At 69.0% G+C, this 13,597-nt stretch carries 14 protein-coding genes; 8 read left to right on the top strand and 6 right to left on the bottom strand.

The annotated features are described in order from the left end of the window. The 3 genes from KUTG_RS64255 to KUTG_RS35135 form a co-directional block, all read left to right on the top strand. Positions 1-195 (top strand): helix-turn-helix domain-containing protein (locus KUTG_RS64255; RefSeq protein ID WP_043723013.1); only part of this gene is annotated, 195 nt, incomplete at its 5' end. Continuing rightward, entirely contained in the window at positions 180-866 is a 687-nt protein-coding gene (locus KUTG_RS35140) for an IS630 family transposase (protein ID WP_232241509.1), read from the top strand. The genes KUTG_RS64255 and KUTG_RS35140, both read left to right, overlap by 16 nt. A gap of 129 nt (positions 867-995) precedes the next feature. Further along, the gene (locus tag KUTG_RS35135) at positions 996-2,357 is read left to right on the top strand and encodes an IS4 family transposase (RefSeq protein ID WP_043723012.1); all 1,362 of its coding nucleotides are present in this window, start codon (positions 996-998) and stop codon (positions 2,355-2,357) included. Positions 2,358-2,693: 336 nt separating this feature from the next. Here KUTG_RS35135 and KUTG_RS35130 read toward each other — a convergent pair whose 3' ends face one another. Continuing rightward, entirely contained in the window at positions 2,694-3,887 is a 1,194-nt protein-coding gene (locus tag KUTG_RS35130) for a winged helix-turn-helix domain-containing protein (RefSeq protein ID WP_052396756.1), read from the bottom strand. A gap of 141 nt (positions 3,888-4,028) precedes the next feature. Between KUTG_RS35130 and KUTG_RS35125 the strand changes: the two genes are divergently transcribed. From KUTG_RS35125 to KUTG_RS35115, 3 genes are all read left to right on the top strand, one after another. Continuing rightward, complete coding sequence (locus KUTG_RS35125; RefSeq protein WP_043723010.1) at positions 4,029-4,583, top strand: GNAT family N-acetyltransferase; 555 nt, start codon at positions 4,029-4,031, stop codon at positions 4,581-4,583. Positions 4,584-4,657: 74 nt separating this feature from the next. After that, complete coding sequence (locus KUTG_RS35120) at positions 4,658-6,292, top strand: transglycosylase domain-containing protein (RefSeq protein WP_052395754.1); 1,635 nt, start codon at positions 4,658-4,660, stop codon at positions 6,290-6,292. 115 nt (positions 6,293-6,407) lie between these two features. After that, complete coding sequence (locus tag KUTG_RS35115) at positions 6,408-6,926, top strand: hypothetical protein (protein ID WP_052395753.1); 519 nt, start codon at positions 6,408-6,410, stop codon at positions 6,924-6,926. On the opposite strand, the gene KUTG_RS35110 is transcribed toward KUTG_RS35115, so the two are convergent. Further along, complete coding sequence (locus KUTG_RS35110) at positions 6,868-8,010, bottom strand: ROK family transcriptional regulator (RefSeq protein ID WP_232241141.1); 1,143 nt, start codon at positions 8,008-8,010, stop codon at positions 6,868-6,870. The two genes, KUTG_RS35115 and KUTG_RS35110, sit on opposite strands and share 59 nt — an antisense overlap. A gap of 126 nt (positions 8,011-8,136) precedes the next feature. Here KUTG_RS35110 and KUTG_RS35105 point away from each other — a divergent pair, with 126 nt between their 5' ends. Then, positions 8,137-9,504, top strand: a complete 1,368-nt coding sequence (locus KUTG_RS35105) for a glycoside hydrolase family 27 protein (protein ID WP_157494961.1) — start codon at positions 8,137-8,139, stop codon at positions 9,502-9,504. A gap of 161 nt (positions 9,505-9,665) precedes the next feature. Then, positions 9,666-10,223 carry a hypothetical protein gene (locus tag KUTG_RS35100; RefSeq protein WP_052395750.1) on the top strand — a complete coding sequence of 186 codons (558 nt, stop codon included), beginning with the start codon at positions 9,666-9,668 and terminating at the stop codon, positions 10,221-10,223. An 83-nt stretch (positions 10,224-10,306) separates the two neighbouring features. On the opposite strand, the gene KUTG_RS35095 is transcribed toward KUTG_RS35100, so the two are convergent. The 4 genes from KUTG_RS35095 to KUTG_RS35080 all read right to left on the bottom strand — a co-directional run. After that, positions 10,307-11,113: an SAM-dependent methyltransferase gene (locus KUTG_RS35095; RefSeq protein WP_043723007.1), complete on the bottom strand. Its 807-nt coding sequence runs from the start codon at positions 11,111-11,113 to the stop codon at positions 10,307-10,309. A 50-nt stretch (positions 11,114-11,163) separates the two neighbouring features. Further along, the gene (locus KUTG_RS35090) at positions 11,164-11,601 is read right to left on the bottom strand and encodes a tetratricopeptide repeat protein (RefSeq protein ID WP_043723006.1); all 438 of its coding nucleotides are present in this window, start codon (positions 11,599-11,601) and stop codon (positions 11,164-11,166) included. Between the two features lie 10 nt (positions 11,602-11,611). Further along, the gene (gene dapB, locus KUTG_RS35085; RefSeq protein WP_084580126.1) at positions 11,612-12,379 is read right to left on the bottom strand and encodes a 4-hydroxy-tetrahydrodipicolinate reductase; all 768 of its coding nucleotides are present in this window, start codon (positions 12,377-12,379) and stop codon (positions 11,612-11,614) included. Positions 12,380-12,458: 79 nt separating this feature from the next. Beyond that, on the bottom strand, positions 12,459-13,597 hold a 1,139-nt coding region (locus tag KUTG_RS35080), incomplete at its 5' end, for a M16 family metallopeptidase (protein ID WP_043723004.1).

The following is a 13,597-nucleotide window of genomic DNA, read 5'->3' as shown; positions in this document are numbered from 1 at the left end:
CCGGTGCCGTCCCCGGTGACCGGCGAGGTGGAGGCCCGGCTGATTGCCCTGGCGTGCTCCCAGCCGCCCGCGGGGCATGCCCGGTGGTCGTTGCGGCTGCTGGAAAAACACGTCGAACTCACCGAGGACATCCCGAACCTGGATCACTCCACCATCGGCCGGGTCCTAAAAAAACGGAACTGCGCCCTCATCTGAGGAAGTGCTGGAACATCCCGCCACGGGCGAACGCGGAGTTCGCCGCCCGCATGGAGGACGTGCTGGCGGTCTACGCCCGGCCGCACGACCCCGCCCGCCCGGTCGTGTGCATGGACGAGAAACCCTTCCAGCTACTTGGCCACGTCCGCGACCCGCTCCCCGCCCGGCCAGGCCAGAACGCTTGCGAGGACAGCGAATACGTCCGCTGTGGCACCTGCTCGATCTTCGTGTGGGTCGAGCCCCTGCAAGGGTGGCGCCGTGTCCACGCCCTGGCCCGGCGGACCAAGATCGATTGGGCTGAGCAGCTCAAACAACTACTGACCGTCGACTATCCCGACGCCGAGACCGTGGTGCTGGTCATGGACAATCTCAACACCCACGGCATCGCCTCGCTCTACGAGGCCTTCGCACCCGACGAGGCCTTCGCCCTGGCCCAGCGCCTGGAGATTCACCACACCCCCAAACACGGGTCCTGGCTCAACATCGCCGAGATCGAGTTGTCCACGCTGTCGCGGCAATGCCTCGACCGCCGCATCAACGACCTCGACACGCTCAACGCCGAACTCGCCGCCTGGCAACACGCCATCAACACCGAGCAACGCCAGGTCCGCTGGCAGTTCACCACCGACGACGCACGCGTCAAACTCCGCCACCTATACCCCAAGAGTTAGCCGCGACAATCTACTAGTCCCAATGCCGTGAAGTTAAGGGTGGGGTGCGGCTGTCCAACCGGGTGAAACAGGCAACGGAGTCCTTGCTAGAACGGTGTCGACCAAGATCACCAAACAGCAAGAACTCCGTTGGATACCCAGTCTGTCATCACACGCACCATCACCGTGGCCGGGGGCCGCTTCGCCCCCGGCCACCTCGGTGAACTCACCCAACACCTGCCCTTCGAGATGGTCGACGCGGCACTGACCGCGACCCGCACCACCCAATCCCGGTTACGCGATCTGCCCTCCCGGGTCGTGGTCTACCTGCTGCTGGCCGCCTGCCTGTTCCCCGAGGTCGGCTACCCGACGGTGTGGCGCAAACTCACCGCCGGGCTGGCGGGCATCCCCACCGCGTCCCCCACCGCCGGCGGGCTGGGCCAAGCCCGCCACCGCGTGGGCGCGGCACCACTGCGCTGGCTGTTCGACCTCCTGCGCGGCCCCGCCGCCACCGGCCCAAGGCAAGGAATCCGGTGGCAGGGCCTGCTGGTCTGCGCAATCGACGGCACCACCCTGACCGTGCCCGACAACCCCAGAACACGTGCCCGGTTCACCAAACAGCGCTGCAACCACGGCAGCACCGGCTACCCCCAGATACGGCTGGTCGCGTTGCTCGCCTGCGGCACCCGCACCCTGATCGACGCGGTGTTCGGTCCCACCACCGCCGGAGAAACTACCTACACACCACGCCTGCTGCCCAGCCTGCACGCGGGAATGATCCTGCTGGCCGACCGCAACTTCGGCGCCGCCGGCCTCCTGGCCCAGATCGCCGCGACCGGAGCCCACCTGCTGGTGCGCCTGAAAAACGGTCGCAAGATCCCCGTCCTGGCCCGCTACCCCGACGGCTCCTACCTGTCGATGCTCGGCGGCTTGCGGGTGCGCGTCATCGAGTGCGAGATCACCATCGCCACCACCGCCGGACGCCACACCGGCGTCTACCGGCTGGCCACCACCCTGCTCGACCCGCACCACCACCCGGCGGCCGAGTTGATCCGGCTCTACCACGAGCGGTGGGAGATCGAGACCGCCTACCTGGAGCTGAAATCCAGCATCCTCGGTGGCCGGGTCCTGCGCGCCCGCACCCCCGCCGGGATCGAGCAGGAGGTCTACGCCCTGATGGTGACCTACCAACTCCTCCGCACCACGATCGCCGACATAGTGATCACCCGACCCGACATCGATCCAGACCGTGCCAGCTTCGCTATCGCCTGGCAGGCCGCCCGGGACCAGCTCGTCCAGGCAGCGAACGTGATCGCCGGCAGCGTCATCGATCTGGTCGGCACGATCGGCCGCCACGTCCTGGCCGACCTGCTGCCCACCCGACGGCTACGGGTCTGCCCCCGCATCGTCAAACGCGCAATCTCCAAGTACCAGGCCAGAGGCTCGAACATCGACCGGACCAGCTACCAGGCCACCCTGAGCATCGACATCCTCGTCCCGTCAGACCCTTGACGATCACCACAACCGCCAAACTTCACGGCCTTGGAGCTAGTCCACAGCCTCGGGGTCGTCCATGAAGGTGGGCGGCCCCGAGGCTGTGTCTCCCCTCCCCCTGCACAGACATTCCTACACCGCAATGCTTCCACGCGCCAGAGTGACCGGCCCCGGCGCACGCAAGTTGCCGCTCGGGTTCGCGGCCGGATCGGCGTCGGCCCGAACGGGCCAGGCGGATCACCCTCGCGGCCGGTGGTGATGTTCTTGGTCGGAGGGCCGCCCTCGAACAGCAGGGCCAGCGCACGCGCCGGCGAGTCGGTGACGGCCGGGAAATCCGCCCGACTCGGTCGGGGGTCAGACCAGGGCCCCGAGGCGCGAGGCCAGATCACCCCGCTTTCCCACGACAACACCGTCGAGCCCGAGCCAGTCGGCCATCAGCCGCAGCTCCACGGCCAGCTCCCGCGCCACCTCGGCGTGGTCCACCCCGAGCTCGGCGAAGGCCCCGGGCACGCGCAGCACCCCGGCCAAGCGGTCGGCCTTGACGTCGACGCGGGCCACCAGGTCCTCGCTCAGCAGGAACGGAACACGTAGTAGCCGTGCACCCGCTTGGCTCGGCACGTAGATCTCGATGCGTAGAGAGTCGACAGCGCTCGTGCGGCCGCTCCAGATCAGCGATCGACGGGCACAGCAGCGCTCGCGCTGCACCCGACGCGGCGTGCGGGCGTCGACGTGCCGATACGCCTGGTGCCGCCAGCCCTCCACCTCGACGGGCTCCAGCACCCCCTCCGCCACCAGCTCGGCCACCGCCGCCCGCGACCACTCGGGCTTGAGCCGGTAGTAGTCCCGCAGGTCGGGCTCGGTGGCGACCCCCAGCGCCACCGCCGACTTGGCGATCAACTGCCGTGACGCCTCCTGCTGCGACAACTCCGGCGCGGCCAGCACCTCTGGCGGCAGCACACGCTCGCTGATGTCGTAGTGCCGCTCGAAACCCCGCCGCGTGCCGGTCGTCAGCTCCCCCGTCGCGAACAGGTACTCGCAGGCCCGCTTCACGTCCGACCGGTGCCACCAGCCGCCGGGCGCCCGCTCCCGCGCGACCTTCAGGCCCATCTGCTCCTCCAGGGCGCCGGCCGTGATCGGGCCGAGCTCCTTCACCGCCGTCACCACCTCGTCGGCCAGGTGATGCCCGCCGGAGCTCTGCCAGTACTTGCTCGGATGCTCCTTGTGCTGACGCATCCGCCACCGCAGCAGCGGCCAGTCCGCCACCGGCACCAGGCTCGCCTCGTGCGCCCAGTACTCGACCAGCAGCCGCGGCCTGCGGACGCTGTTCGACCAGGCCGCCTCCTCCAGCAGCTCCATCGGGTAGCTGCCCAGCCGGCTGAAGATCGGCACGTAGTGGGCCCGCACCGCGACGTTCACGGAGTCGAGCTGCAGCAGCTGGGTCCGGGCGAGCACCCCCTGCAGGTGTCGCCTGGTCACCACGCCGGACGGCCGGGCCTGGGCGAACCCCTGCGCGGCCAGGGCGGTCCGACGAGCCGCCAACGAGGACATCTTGAGCACGAACAAGATGCTGCCACGCACCCCTGACAGTTCTGATTGCGCCGCCTTCGGCGTCGCGGGCTCGGCCCCCGGGTAGCCGATGCCTCGCACTCTGCTGTCTTGGCGGACTTTGCAACCCGATACCGTCTGCGGGTGGCTGAAGCGTCTGTTCGTCCTGCCGTCCCCGCCGACGTCGAGGAGATCGCCCGGATCCAGCGCGACACGTGGCGCGCGGCGTACCGGGAACTGCTGCCCGAGGACGTCCTGGCCGGCCTGGACAACGTGGACGCGATGCGTGAGCTGGTCGAGGCGGGCACGGCGACGGTGCACGTGGCGATCGAGGGCGAGTGGACGGTCGGCTTCTGTGTGGTGGGCCCGGCCCCGGACAGCGAGGTCGCGGAGGCGGACGGGCGCCTGCCCGAGGACGCGGCCACGACGGGGCTGGTGGCGACGCTGCTGGTGGAGCCGCGCTGGGGTCGCCGGGGTCATGGCGGGCGGCTGCTCGCGGCGGGGGCGGAGACGCTGCGGGGCCTGGGGGCGACCCGGGGCGTGAGCTGGGTACCGGAGGCGGACGGCGCGTCGCTGGGCTTCTACCACTCGGCGGGCTGGGAGACCGACGGCGTGGTCCGCACGCTGGACGCGGGCGGGCGGCCGTTCCGCGAGGCCCGGGTGACCGGCCCCACCGACCTGAAATTGATCATTTCCTGAACCAGGGACAACCTTCCCGGCGTCTTCGGAGTCGTACCCCCCGACACTGATCGGGCTTGGGGAAGGACAACCGAGTGCGCCTCATCGACTACCCGCGGCAGAACAAGCGGGGTGTGCGCCGCTGGCTGCCCTCGTGGAAGCTGGCGCTGGGGACCTCGGCGACGCTGGTCGTGGGTCTGGTCGCCGGCTTCGTCGTGGCGGTGGCCACGGTCGAGATCCCCAAGCCCAACGAGGACGCCCTGCAGCAGGCGACGATCTTCACCTACGCCGACGCGTCCACCCAGATCACCCATATCGGCACCAACCGCCGCCCGGTCACCTTCGACCAGATTCCCCTGGTGATGCGCCAGGCGGTGCTGGCGGCCGAGGACCGCACGTTCTACAGCGACCCGGGCGTCTCCCCGATGGGCCTGCTGCGCGCCCTGAAGAACGACCTGACCAGCAGCGGCGGCGGCAATCTGCAGGGCGGCTCGACGATCACCCAGCAGTTCGTCAAGAACTACTACCTCAACCAGCAGCAGACGTTCTCCCGCAAGCTGAACGAGATCCTGGTGGCGGTGAAGCTCGACCAGGTGGAGTCCAAGGACGTCATCCTCACCGACTACCTGAACACCATCTTCTTCGCCCGCGGCGCCTACGGCATCGAGTCCGCGTCGCTGGCCTACTTCGGCTTGGACATCACGCAGCTGACCGATCCGGCCAAGGCCGCCTACATCGCCGCGGTCATCCAGTCGCCCTACTACTACGCGACCGCCGACAAGGACCCGAAGGCGCTGAAGGCGTTGCAGGACCGGTGGAAGTACGTGCTGGACGGCATGGTCGCGGAGCACGAGCTGTCCGCGCAGCAACGGGCCACGCTGCAGTTCCCGACGCCGATCAAGTACGAGCCGGACGACATGGGCGGCATGAACGGCTACATGGTGGACGCGGCCATGCAGAACCTGGACCGGCTGCACGAGAAGGACCCGTCGGTGCCGGACTCCAACGCGGTCGGCCGCGGCGGCTACACCGTGGTCACCACGTTCCGCCAGGACTACATGCAGGCGGCCAAGAACTCCGTGGACGAGCGGATGTCCACTTTGGACTCTAACAAGCCGCAGGACCGCAACGTGCACATCGGGATGGCGTCCGTGGACGACAAGACCGGAGCAGTGCTCGGTTTCTACGGCGGCCCCGACTATCTCAAGCAGGGCTTCAACGACGCCTTCTCGGCGGCCGGCCCGCTCGGCGACGACGTGGAGAAGGCGCTGGGCAGCGTCGTTCCTACCGACCACTACCAGGACGCCGGCATCGACTACATCCCCGGCACCAGGGCGCTGGCCACCACGCCGCTGCGGGCGGCGGCGGCGATGAGCTCGATGGGCAACGGCTACCAGTACAACCAACCCTACGAGGTCTCCGAGATCCTCCAGAACGGCCAGGTGATCTGGCGGGCCCAGCCGCAGAGCGACAACTTCTGGAACAACGGCGACACCACGATCGCGCCGGTCCGCCAGTTCACCCCGTTCAAGAGCTCGATCAGCGGCGCGGACGTGCCGAAGTGGTGGGCCTGGTCGATGATCGACTACAACGGAGTGACCACCGCGGCCAACATGTTCGCCACCCCGCCCGACGGCAAGGGCAACCGGGCCCTGCTGGGCATGACCGGCGGTTACGACTCGAACCTGAACCACGTGCTCTACAGCTACGTCAGCGACATCCGGAAGTAATCCCAGGGGTGGACAAAAGCCCACCGGGAATGGGCCCCTAGCACGACTCAAACGCCAGTGCGGCTCCGGTAGCCTCGAACCGGTAGAGATCATCCGGCCGGGGAGGGGAAACGCCGTGCTGCTGTGGCTGGCGCTTTCCCTCGGTGTCGCGGTGGGCTCGGCCCTGTGCCCGCTGATCAGCGTGGAACTGTTCCTGATCGGCATGGTCGTCGGCGGGCACCACCCGCCGATCGCCTGCTGGGTCCTGGGCGGCGTGATCGCGATCGGCCAGGTGGTGGGCAAGCTGCTCTACTTCTTCGCCGCCCGCGGGCACATCACGCTGCCGAAGTGGTTGCAGCCCAAGGACAAGCCGCGCCGGGTGACCTGGCTGACCCTGGCCTGGGCCAAGGTGACCATGTGGTTCAACAGCCTGCGCCGCCACTGCGAGAAGCACCCGAAGCTGATGATCGCCACCACCGGCGTGAGCTCGGTGGTGGGCATGCCGCCGTTCATGGCGACGACCGTGCTGGCCGGAGTGGCCCGGATGTCGGTGATGGCGTTCGTGGTGACCACGCTGGCCGGCCGGTTCATCCGGTTCACCGCACTGGCAGCGTCACCGAACCTGTTGACCCACGTGCTGCCCCACTTCGCGTGATCAGGTCCTGGATGCCGACGACGGCGGCGCCCCGCGCCCACTCGTCGAACGGCAGCGGCCGCACCACCAGCTCGCACGTCGCCGCGGCGCCGAAGGCCTGCGCGGCCAGCGCCTGCCGGATCTGCTCGGCGTAGAGGTCGTAGCCGCCGACGGCCTCGCCGGTGAGCACGATCCGCTCCGGGCCGACCAGGTTGGCCACGGCGGCCAGCGCCAGCCCGAGGGCCCGACCGGCCCGCTCGAACACGGCGTGCACGGCCGCATCGCCGCTCCGGCCCAGCTCGATCGCCTCCGGCATGGTCAAGTCCCGTCCGACGACCGCTGAGCATCCCGCCAGCACCACCCGGTCGGCCGCGAGGGCCTCCACGCAGCCCCGGCCGCCGCAGTAGCACTCGGGCCCGTCGACATCGATCGCCACGTGGCCGAGCTCGCCGGCCGGCAGCAGCACGTCGTTGACCACGAGCCCGCAGCCGATGCCGGTGCCGGCCGTGACCAGGGCGAACGACGACACGCCGACGCCGGCGCCGAACCAGTGCTCGGCCACGGTCAGCGCCCGGACGTCGTTCTCGATCAGCGTCGGCAGCCCGGTGGCGGCGGAGACCAGCTCGGCCAGCGGCACGTTGCGCCAGTTCAGGAAGGGCGAGAAGCGGACCATGCCGCTGTCCCGCAGCACGTCCCCGGCCAGCGACACACCCAGGCACGCCACCTCGCAACCCAGGGCCAGCCCGTGCACGACGTCGGCCACCACCTCGATGACGTCGGCGACGTCGGGGGAAGTCAGCGGCCGGTGCACCACGTCCCGGGTGACGCCGCAGAGATCGGTGCGGACCGCGATCACCTCGTCGGCGGTCAGCTTCACGCCGACGAAAAACGCCCGATCGGCGACGACGTGCACGGGCATCGCCGGCCGGCCGAGGCGGGAGGGCGCGCGCTCGTCGGGGCGCTCGGTGAGGTAACCGGCGTCCACCAGCGGGCGCACCGCCTTGGTCACCGCGGCCGGCGACAGGCCGGTGCGGGCGGTGACCTCGACGCGCGAGATCGGGCCGTGCCTCAGCACCACGGCGAACACCTGGACCGCGGCGGACACGACGTTGACCATAGCAAACATTATTTCCCTCAGAAATTAACGACCTTGACACCCGATCGGACGCGGAGTTTCATGCCAGCAACCCGCCGCCGCCATGAGTGCCCCTTCCGACAGGAGTGCGCCGCCATGCGTCGTTCCCGCATGATCGTCCTGCTCGCCGCGCTGTGCACGCTGCTCGCCGGCCTCACACCCGCGCAAGCTGCGAGAACACCGAGCAAACCCACGGCGAACACACCGTACATGGGGTGGAGCAGCTGGAGCCTGCAGTCGACCAAGTACCCCGGGGTGAACACGCAGGGTGACTACAGCTGGCTGACCGAGCAGCACGTGCTGGAGCAGGCCAAGGTCATGTCGACCAAGCTGCGCTCGCACGGCTACGAGTACGTCAACATCGACGCCGGCTGGTGGCGCAAGTGGGACTGGACGCCCGAGTACGACCAGTACGCCCGGCCGCTGACCGACGCCGCCCGCTTCCCCAGCGGCATGGCCGACACCGTGCGCAAGATCCACGCCATGGGCCTGAAGGCCGGCACCTACATGCCCGTCGGCATGGAGAAGGAGGCCTACAACGGCGGCAACTCCCCGATCTACGGCGCCCCCGGCTGCTTCACCCGTGACGTCGTCTACCCCGACCTGCGCACCACCAACGGCTGGGACAGCTCGTACAAGCTGAACTTCGCCAATCCCTGCGCCGCCAGGTGGATCGACTCCATCGCGCAGATGTTCGCCAAGTGGGGCATCGACTTCCTCAAGCTGGACGGCGTCGGCCCCGGCTCGGACAAGACCGGCCCCAACTACGACAACACCGCCGACGTCGCCGCGTGGTCCAAGTCCCTGGTGCACACCGGCCGCAACATCCAGTTCCTGGTGTCCTGGTCGCTGGACCACGACAACATCGACACCTGGCAGCGCTACACCAACGGCTGGCGCATCGACACCGACGTCGAGTGCTACTGCGACACCCTCGTGAGCTGGCAGAACTCCCTGGCCCGCCGCTTCGACGACGTCGTGCAGTGGATCCCCGACACCGGCCGCGGCGGCTGGAACAACCTCGACTCGCTCGACGTCGGCAGCGGGCCGATGGACGGCCTGACCAATGACGAGCGCCAGCTCTACATGACGCTGTGGGCCATCGAGGCCGCCCCGCTCTACACCGGCGACGACCTCACCAAGCTCGACTCCTACGGCCTGTCCCTGCTGACCAACGACGAGGTCATCGCCATCGACCAGGCCGGCCGGGCCGCCAAGCCCGTCGTCGCGCACACCCCGCAGCAGACCTGGTGGGTCCGCAACGCCGACGGCTCCTACACCGTGGCCCTGTTCAACCTGGACACCAAGCCCGCCACCGTGACCGCCAACTGGTCCGACTTCGGCTTCCATGGCCGGGCCGCCGTCCGCGACGTCTGGTCCCACAAGCAGTTGGGCAGCTACACCAACTCCTTCTCCGCGAACCTAGCCCCGCACTCCGCCAAACTCATCAAGGTCTGGCGCTGACCTGACAGCCCGCGACAACGCAGGCCGCTGCTCCCAACTCGGGAGCGGCGGCCTCCGTTGTCTCAGAACCGGCTCACTTGTCTTGCGTTCGCGGCACGACCTCCGCCCGCGCCGGCAGCCGACCTAGCCTTGCGTCAGGCCCGGGCCGGAAGGAGATCGCCATGATTTCCTGGATCGCTCCCAGTGCGACCGTCTTCGCCGCGGTGGTCGCCGCACTGCTTGCCTACCTCAACAACGGCCGTATGCACCGGTCGCAGGAACGGCTCAAGTGGATCAACGCCCAGCTCGGCGAGTTCTACGGCCCGCTCTTCTCGCTGTCTCAAGCCGGTGAGGCCACGTGGCGCGAGTTCCGGAACCAGGTCGTCCCCGGCGACGAGTACGTCTTCAATCTCGATCTGACCGACACCCAGAAGGAAGAGTGGCGTCGCTGGATGGCGTCCGTCTTCATGCCGATGAACCGGCGCATGCACGAGTTGATCATCTCCCGGTCGCACCTGCTCGTCGGCGACGCATTCCCCGAGGAGTTCGTCGCCTTCTGCGCCCATGTCGCCGCCTACGAGGTGATCCTGTTCAGGTGGTCGATCGGGGACTTCTCCGTGCTCAACTCGCCGATGCGCTTTCCACAGGAGTACCGGGAACACATTTCACAGGTGTACGGCCAGCTCAAGGGCCAGCAGCAAACCCTGCTCAGGCACGTCCGCCCCCGCCAGCTCACCTGAACCGGCGAGTCCCGCTCTCGGGCAACTGAATGTCGAGTTACGGAACCTCGACACATGGTTGCCTGAGAACGGGACTCGCGGGGTCAGGGCTTGAGGCCTACGCCGCCGAAGAAGAGGAAGCGTTCGGGGTGGTCTTCGGCTTCGCCGTCGTCGGGACGCCATTCGGGGACGTAGACGGCCCCGGGCGGGATGAGGGCGAAGTCGCCGAACAGCGCGGTGATCTGGGCGCGGGAGCGGTTGAAAGCGGTGTTGGTGCTTTTCGAGTACAGATTCACCAGGCCCTCCTCCTGCTCCTTGGGCCGGTGGTCACCGGTGGCGTGGGTGATGGCCAGCATGCTGCCGGGAGAAAGCTTGGCCCGGTAGCGGTCGATCAGCGGGGTGAGGTCGGCGGGCTCGGGCACGAAGTGCAGCACGGCCAGCATGAGCAGCAGCACGGGCTGGTCGAAGTCGATGGTCTCGCGCACCACGGGGTGGTTGAGCACCTCGCCGGGCGAGCGGAGGTCGGCGTCGATCACCGAGGCCTGCGGGACGTCGGCCAGCATGAGCTCGCTGTGCGCGACGGCGACGGCCTCGTTGTCCACGTAGACGGTGCGGCTCTCGGGGCTGACCTGCAGCGCGATCTCGTGCACGTTGCCGGCGGTCGGAATGCCCGAGCCGATGTCCAGGAACTGCCGGATGCCCTGCTCGGCCGCGTACGTCACGACGCGGCGCAGGAACTTCCGGTTGGCCCGGCTGGACAGCGTGACGCCCGGCAACACCTCTTCGGCGCGGCGAGCGAACTCGCGGTCGGCGGCGAAGTTGTGGCCGCCGCCGAGAAAGGCGTCGTACACGCGTGCGGCACTCGGCTTGGTGACATCCACCTCGGCCGGTACCCAACTCCGTAATCCCACAGTGGCCCCACGACTCTCTGCCCCCGCGTCGACCTTACCGGAAACGACGATCAGCCACCGAGCTCGATCGCCCTGCGCATGGCCTCCCGCGCCCGCCCCCGGTCGCCGGCCACGTCGTAGGCGTGGGCCAGCCGGAACCAGGCGCGCCAGTCCTCGGGGGACTGCTCGACCTCGACCTTGCGCTGCGCGAACCACTCGTCGGCGGCGTCCCGGTCGACCCGTCCGGACGGGCGGCGCGGCAGCCCGGAGACGTCGGGCAGCCCGCCCTCGGACTCCAGGCGCCGGGCCAGCCCGTTGATCTTGATCCCGTTCCGCCACTGCGCCACGACGAACCAGACGCCGATCAGCGGCAGCACGAGCACGGCGACCCCGAGCCCGATGCCGACCACGCCGCCCGCCTGGATCAGCAGCACGGCGCGGTCGGCCAACAGGACCAGGTAGACGACCAGCGCGGCCGTCAGGACGATCGCCGTCCCCAAAGCCTTCATCACAGTGCTTTCATAGCCCGAGCAGCGAATCCAGGCCGACGGTCAGCCCCGGCAGCCGCGGCACGTTGCGCACGGCCAGCAGCACACCCGGCATGAACGACTTGCGGTCCATCGAGTCGTGCCGAATCGTCAGCGTCTCGCCGTCCGCCCCGAACAGCACCTCCTCGTGCGCGATCAGGCCGGACAGCCGGACCGCGTGCACGCGGACGTCGTCGACCAGCGCACCGCGGGCGCCGTCGACCTCCTGGCTGGTGGCGTCCGGACTGGCCGGCAGGCCGGCCTCGGCCCGCGCGGCGGCGATCACCTGGGCGGTCCGCATGGCCGTGCCCGAGGGGGCGTCGGCCTTGCGCGGGTGGTGCAGCTCGATGATCTCGACCGACTCGTAGTACTTGGCCGCGATCGCCGAGAACTTCATCGTCAGCACGGCGCCGATGGCGAAGTTCGGAGCAATCAGCACGCCCAGCCCGGGCGAGACGTCCAGCCAGCCGCGCAGGGTGGCCAGCCGCTCCGGCGTGAAGCCGGTGGTGCCGACCACGCAGTGGATGCCGCAGTTGACCGCGAACTCGAGGTTGCCCATCACCACGTCGGGGTGGGTGAAGTCGACGACGACCTCGACCCCGGCGTCGGTCAGGGTCTCCAGCTTGTCGCCCTGGTCGATGGCCGCCACCAGCGTGGTGTCGTCGGCCCGCTCCACGGCGTTGCAGACCTCGGCGCCCATCTTGCCCTTGGCCCCGAGCACGCCGACCCGCAGCGGATCGACGGCGTGGTCCCGGCTCACGCTTCCTCCTCGCTGACGCTCGGAGAAAGCGAGAGCAAAAACGGAGTCGCTGTGTTGAATGGTGAGCTCGCAAGCTCCCTCACTGAATCACCTCGTGCACCTCGGAAGGCAGGTCGTCCTTGTGATCGTAAGGTCCGACCACGGAGCCCGAGACGGGGCGGCGCAGCAGCTCCTTGGCCAGCTTGGCGACCTCTTCCTCGGTGACCGAGTCGATCCGGGCCAGCGTCTCCTCCACGGTCAGGTGGTCGCCGTAGTTGAGCTCGCCCTTGCCGATGCGGGACATCCGGGAGCTGGTGTCCTCCAGGCCCAGCACCAGGCCGCCGCGCAGCTGGCCCTTGCCGCGGGCCACCTCGGCCGCGCTCAAACCGTTGTGCGCCACGTCGTCCAGCACGCTGCGGACCACGCCGGCGACCTCGCCGAGCTTGTCCGGGGTGCAGCCCGCGTACACGCACAGGTTGCCCGTGTCGGCGTACGCAGCCGTGGAGGAATACACCTGGTACGCCAGGCCACGGCGCTCACGGACCTCCTGGAACAGCCGCGAGCTCATGCCGCCGCCCAGGGCCGCGTTGAGCACGCCCAGCACGAACCGGCGGTCGTCATGCCGGTCCAGGGCGCGCATGCCCAGCATCAGGTGCGCCTGCTCGGTGTCGTCCGGGTTGAGCACCAGCTCGCGCCGCACCGGGATGCGGGCCCGGCCGGCCCGCGGCGCGACCGGCAGGACCTCGCCCTTGAGGCGGTCCCCCAGCAGCTTGCGGGTCTGCCGCAGCACCTGCGCGTGCTCCACGTTGCCGGCCACCGCCAACACCATGCGGGGCAGTGTGTAGCGCTTCTTGTAGAAGTTGAACAGCGCGTCCCGGCTCATCGCCCCGATGGACTGCTCGGTGCCCAGCACCGGCCGGCCCAGCGGGTGATCGCCCATCAGGGCCTCGCAGAACGCCTCGTGCAGCAGGTCCTCGGGATCGTCGTCACGCATGGCGATCTCTTCGAGCACGACGCTGCGCTCGGTCTCCATGTCCTTCTCGGCACACACCGCGTGGAACACGACGTCGCTGACCAGGTCCAGCGCCAGCGGCAGGTCCTCGTCGAGCACGTGCGCGTAGAAGCAGGTGTGCTCCTTGGAGGTGAACGCGTTCAGCTCGCCGCCGACCGCGTCGATCTCCTCGGAGATGCCGGCCGAGGTGCGCCGGTCGGTGCCCTTGAACAGCAGGTGCTCCAGGT

Origin of the sequence: Kutzneria sp. 744, assembly GCF_000568255.1 — a bacterium.
In the GTDB taxonomy this organism is placed as follows: Bacteria; Actinomycetota; Actinomycetes; order Mycobacteriales; family Pseudonocardiaceae; genus Kutzneria.
This window is presented reverse-complemented; position numbering and strand designations above follow the sequence as displayed.

Coding starts and splice junctions, on each gene's coding strand:
- KUTG_RS35130 (WP_052396756.1), bottom strand. CDS start 3,887: ATGTCCTCGTTGGCGGCTCGTCGGACCGCCCTGGCCGCGCAGGGGTTC.
- KUTG_RS35105 (WP_157494961.1), top strand. CDS start 8,137: ATGCGTCGTTCCCGCATGATCGTCCTGCTCGCCGCGCTGTGCACGCTG.
- KUTG_RS35100 (WP_052395750.1), top strand. CDS start 9,666: ATGATTTCCTGGATCGCTCCCAGTGCGACCGTCTTCGCCGCGGTGGTC.
- KUTG_RS35090 (WP_043723006.1), bottom strand. CDS start 11,601: ATGAAGGCTTTGGGGACGGCGATCGTCCTGACGGCCGCGCTGGTCGTC.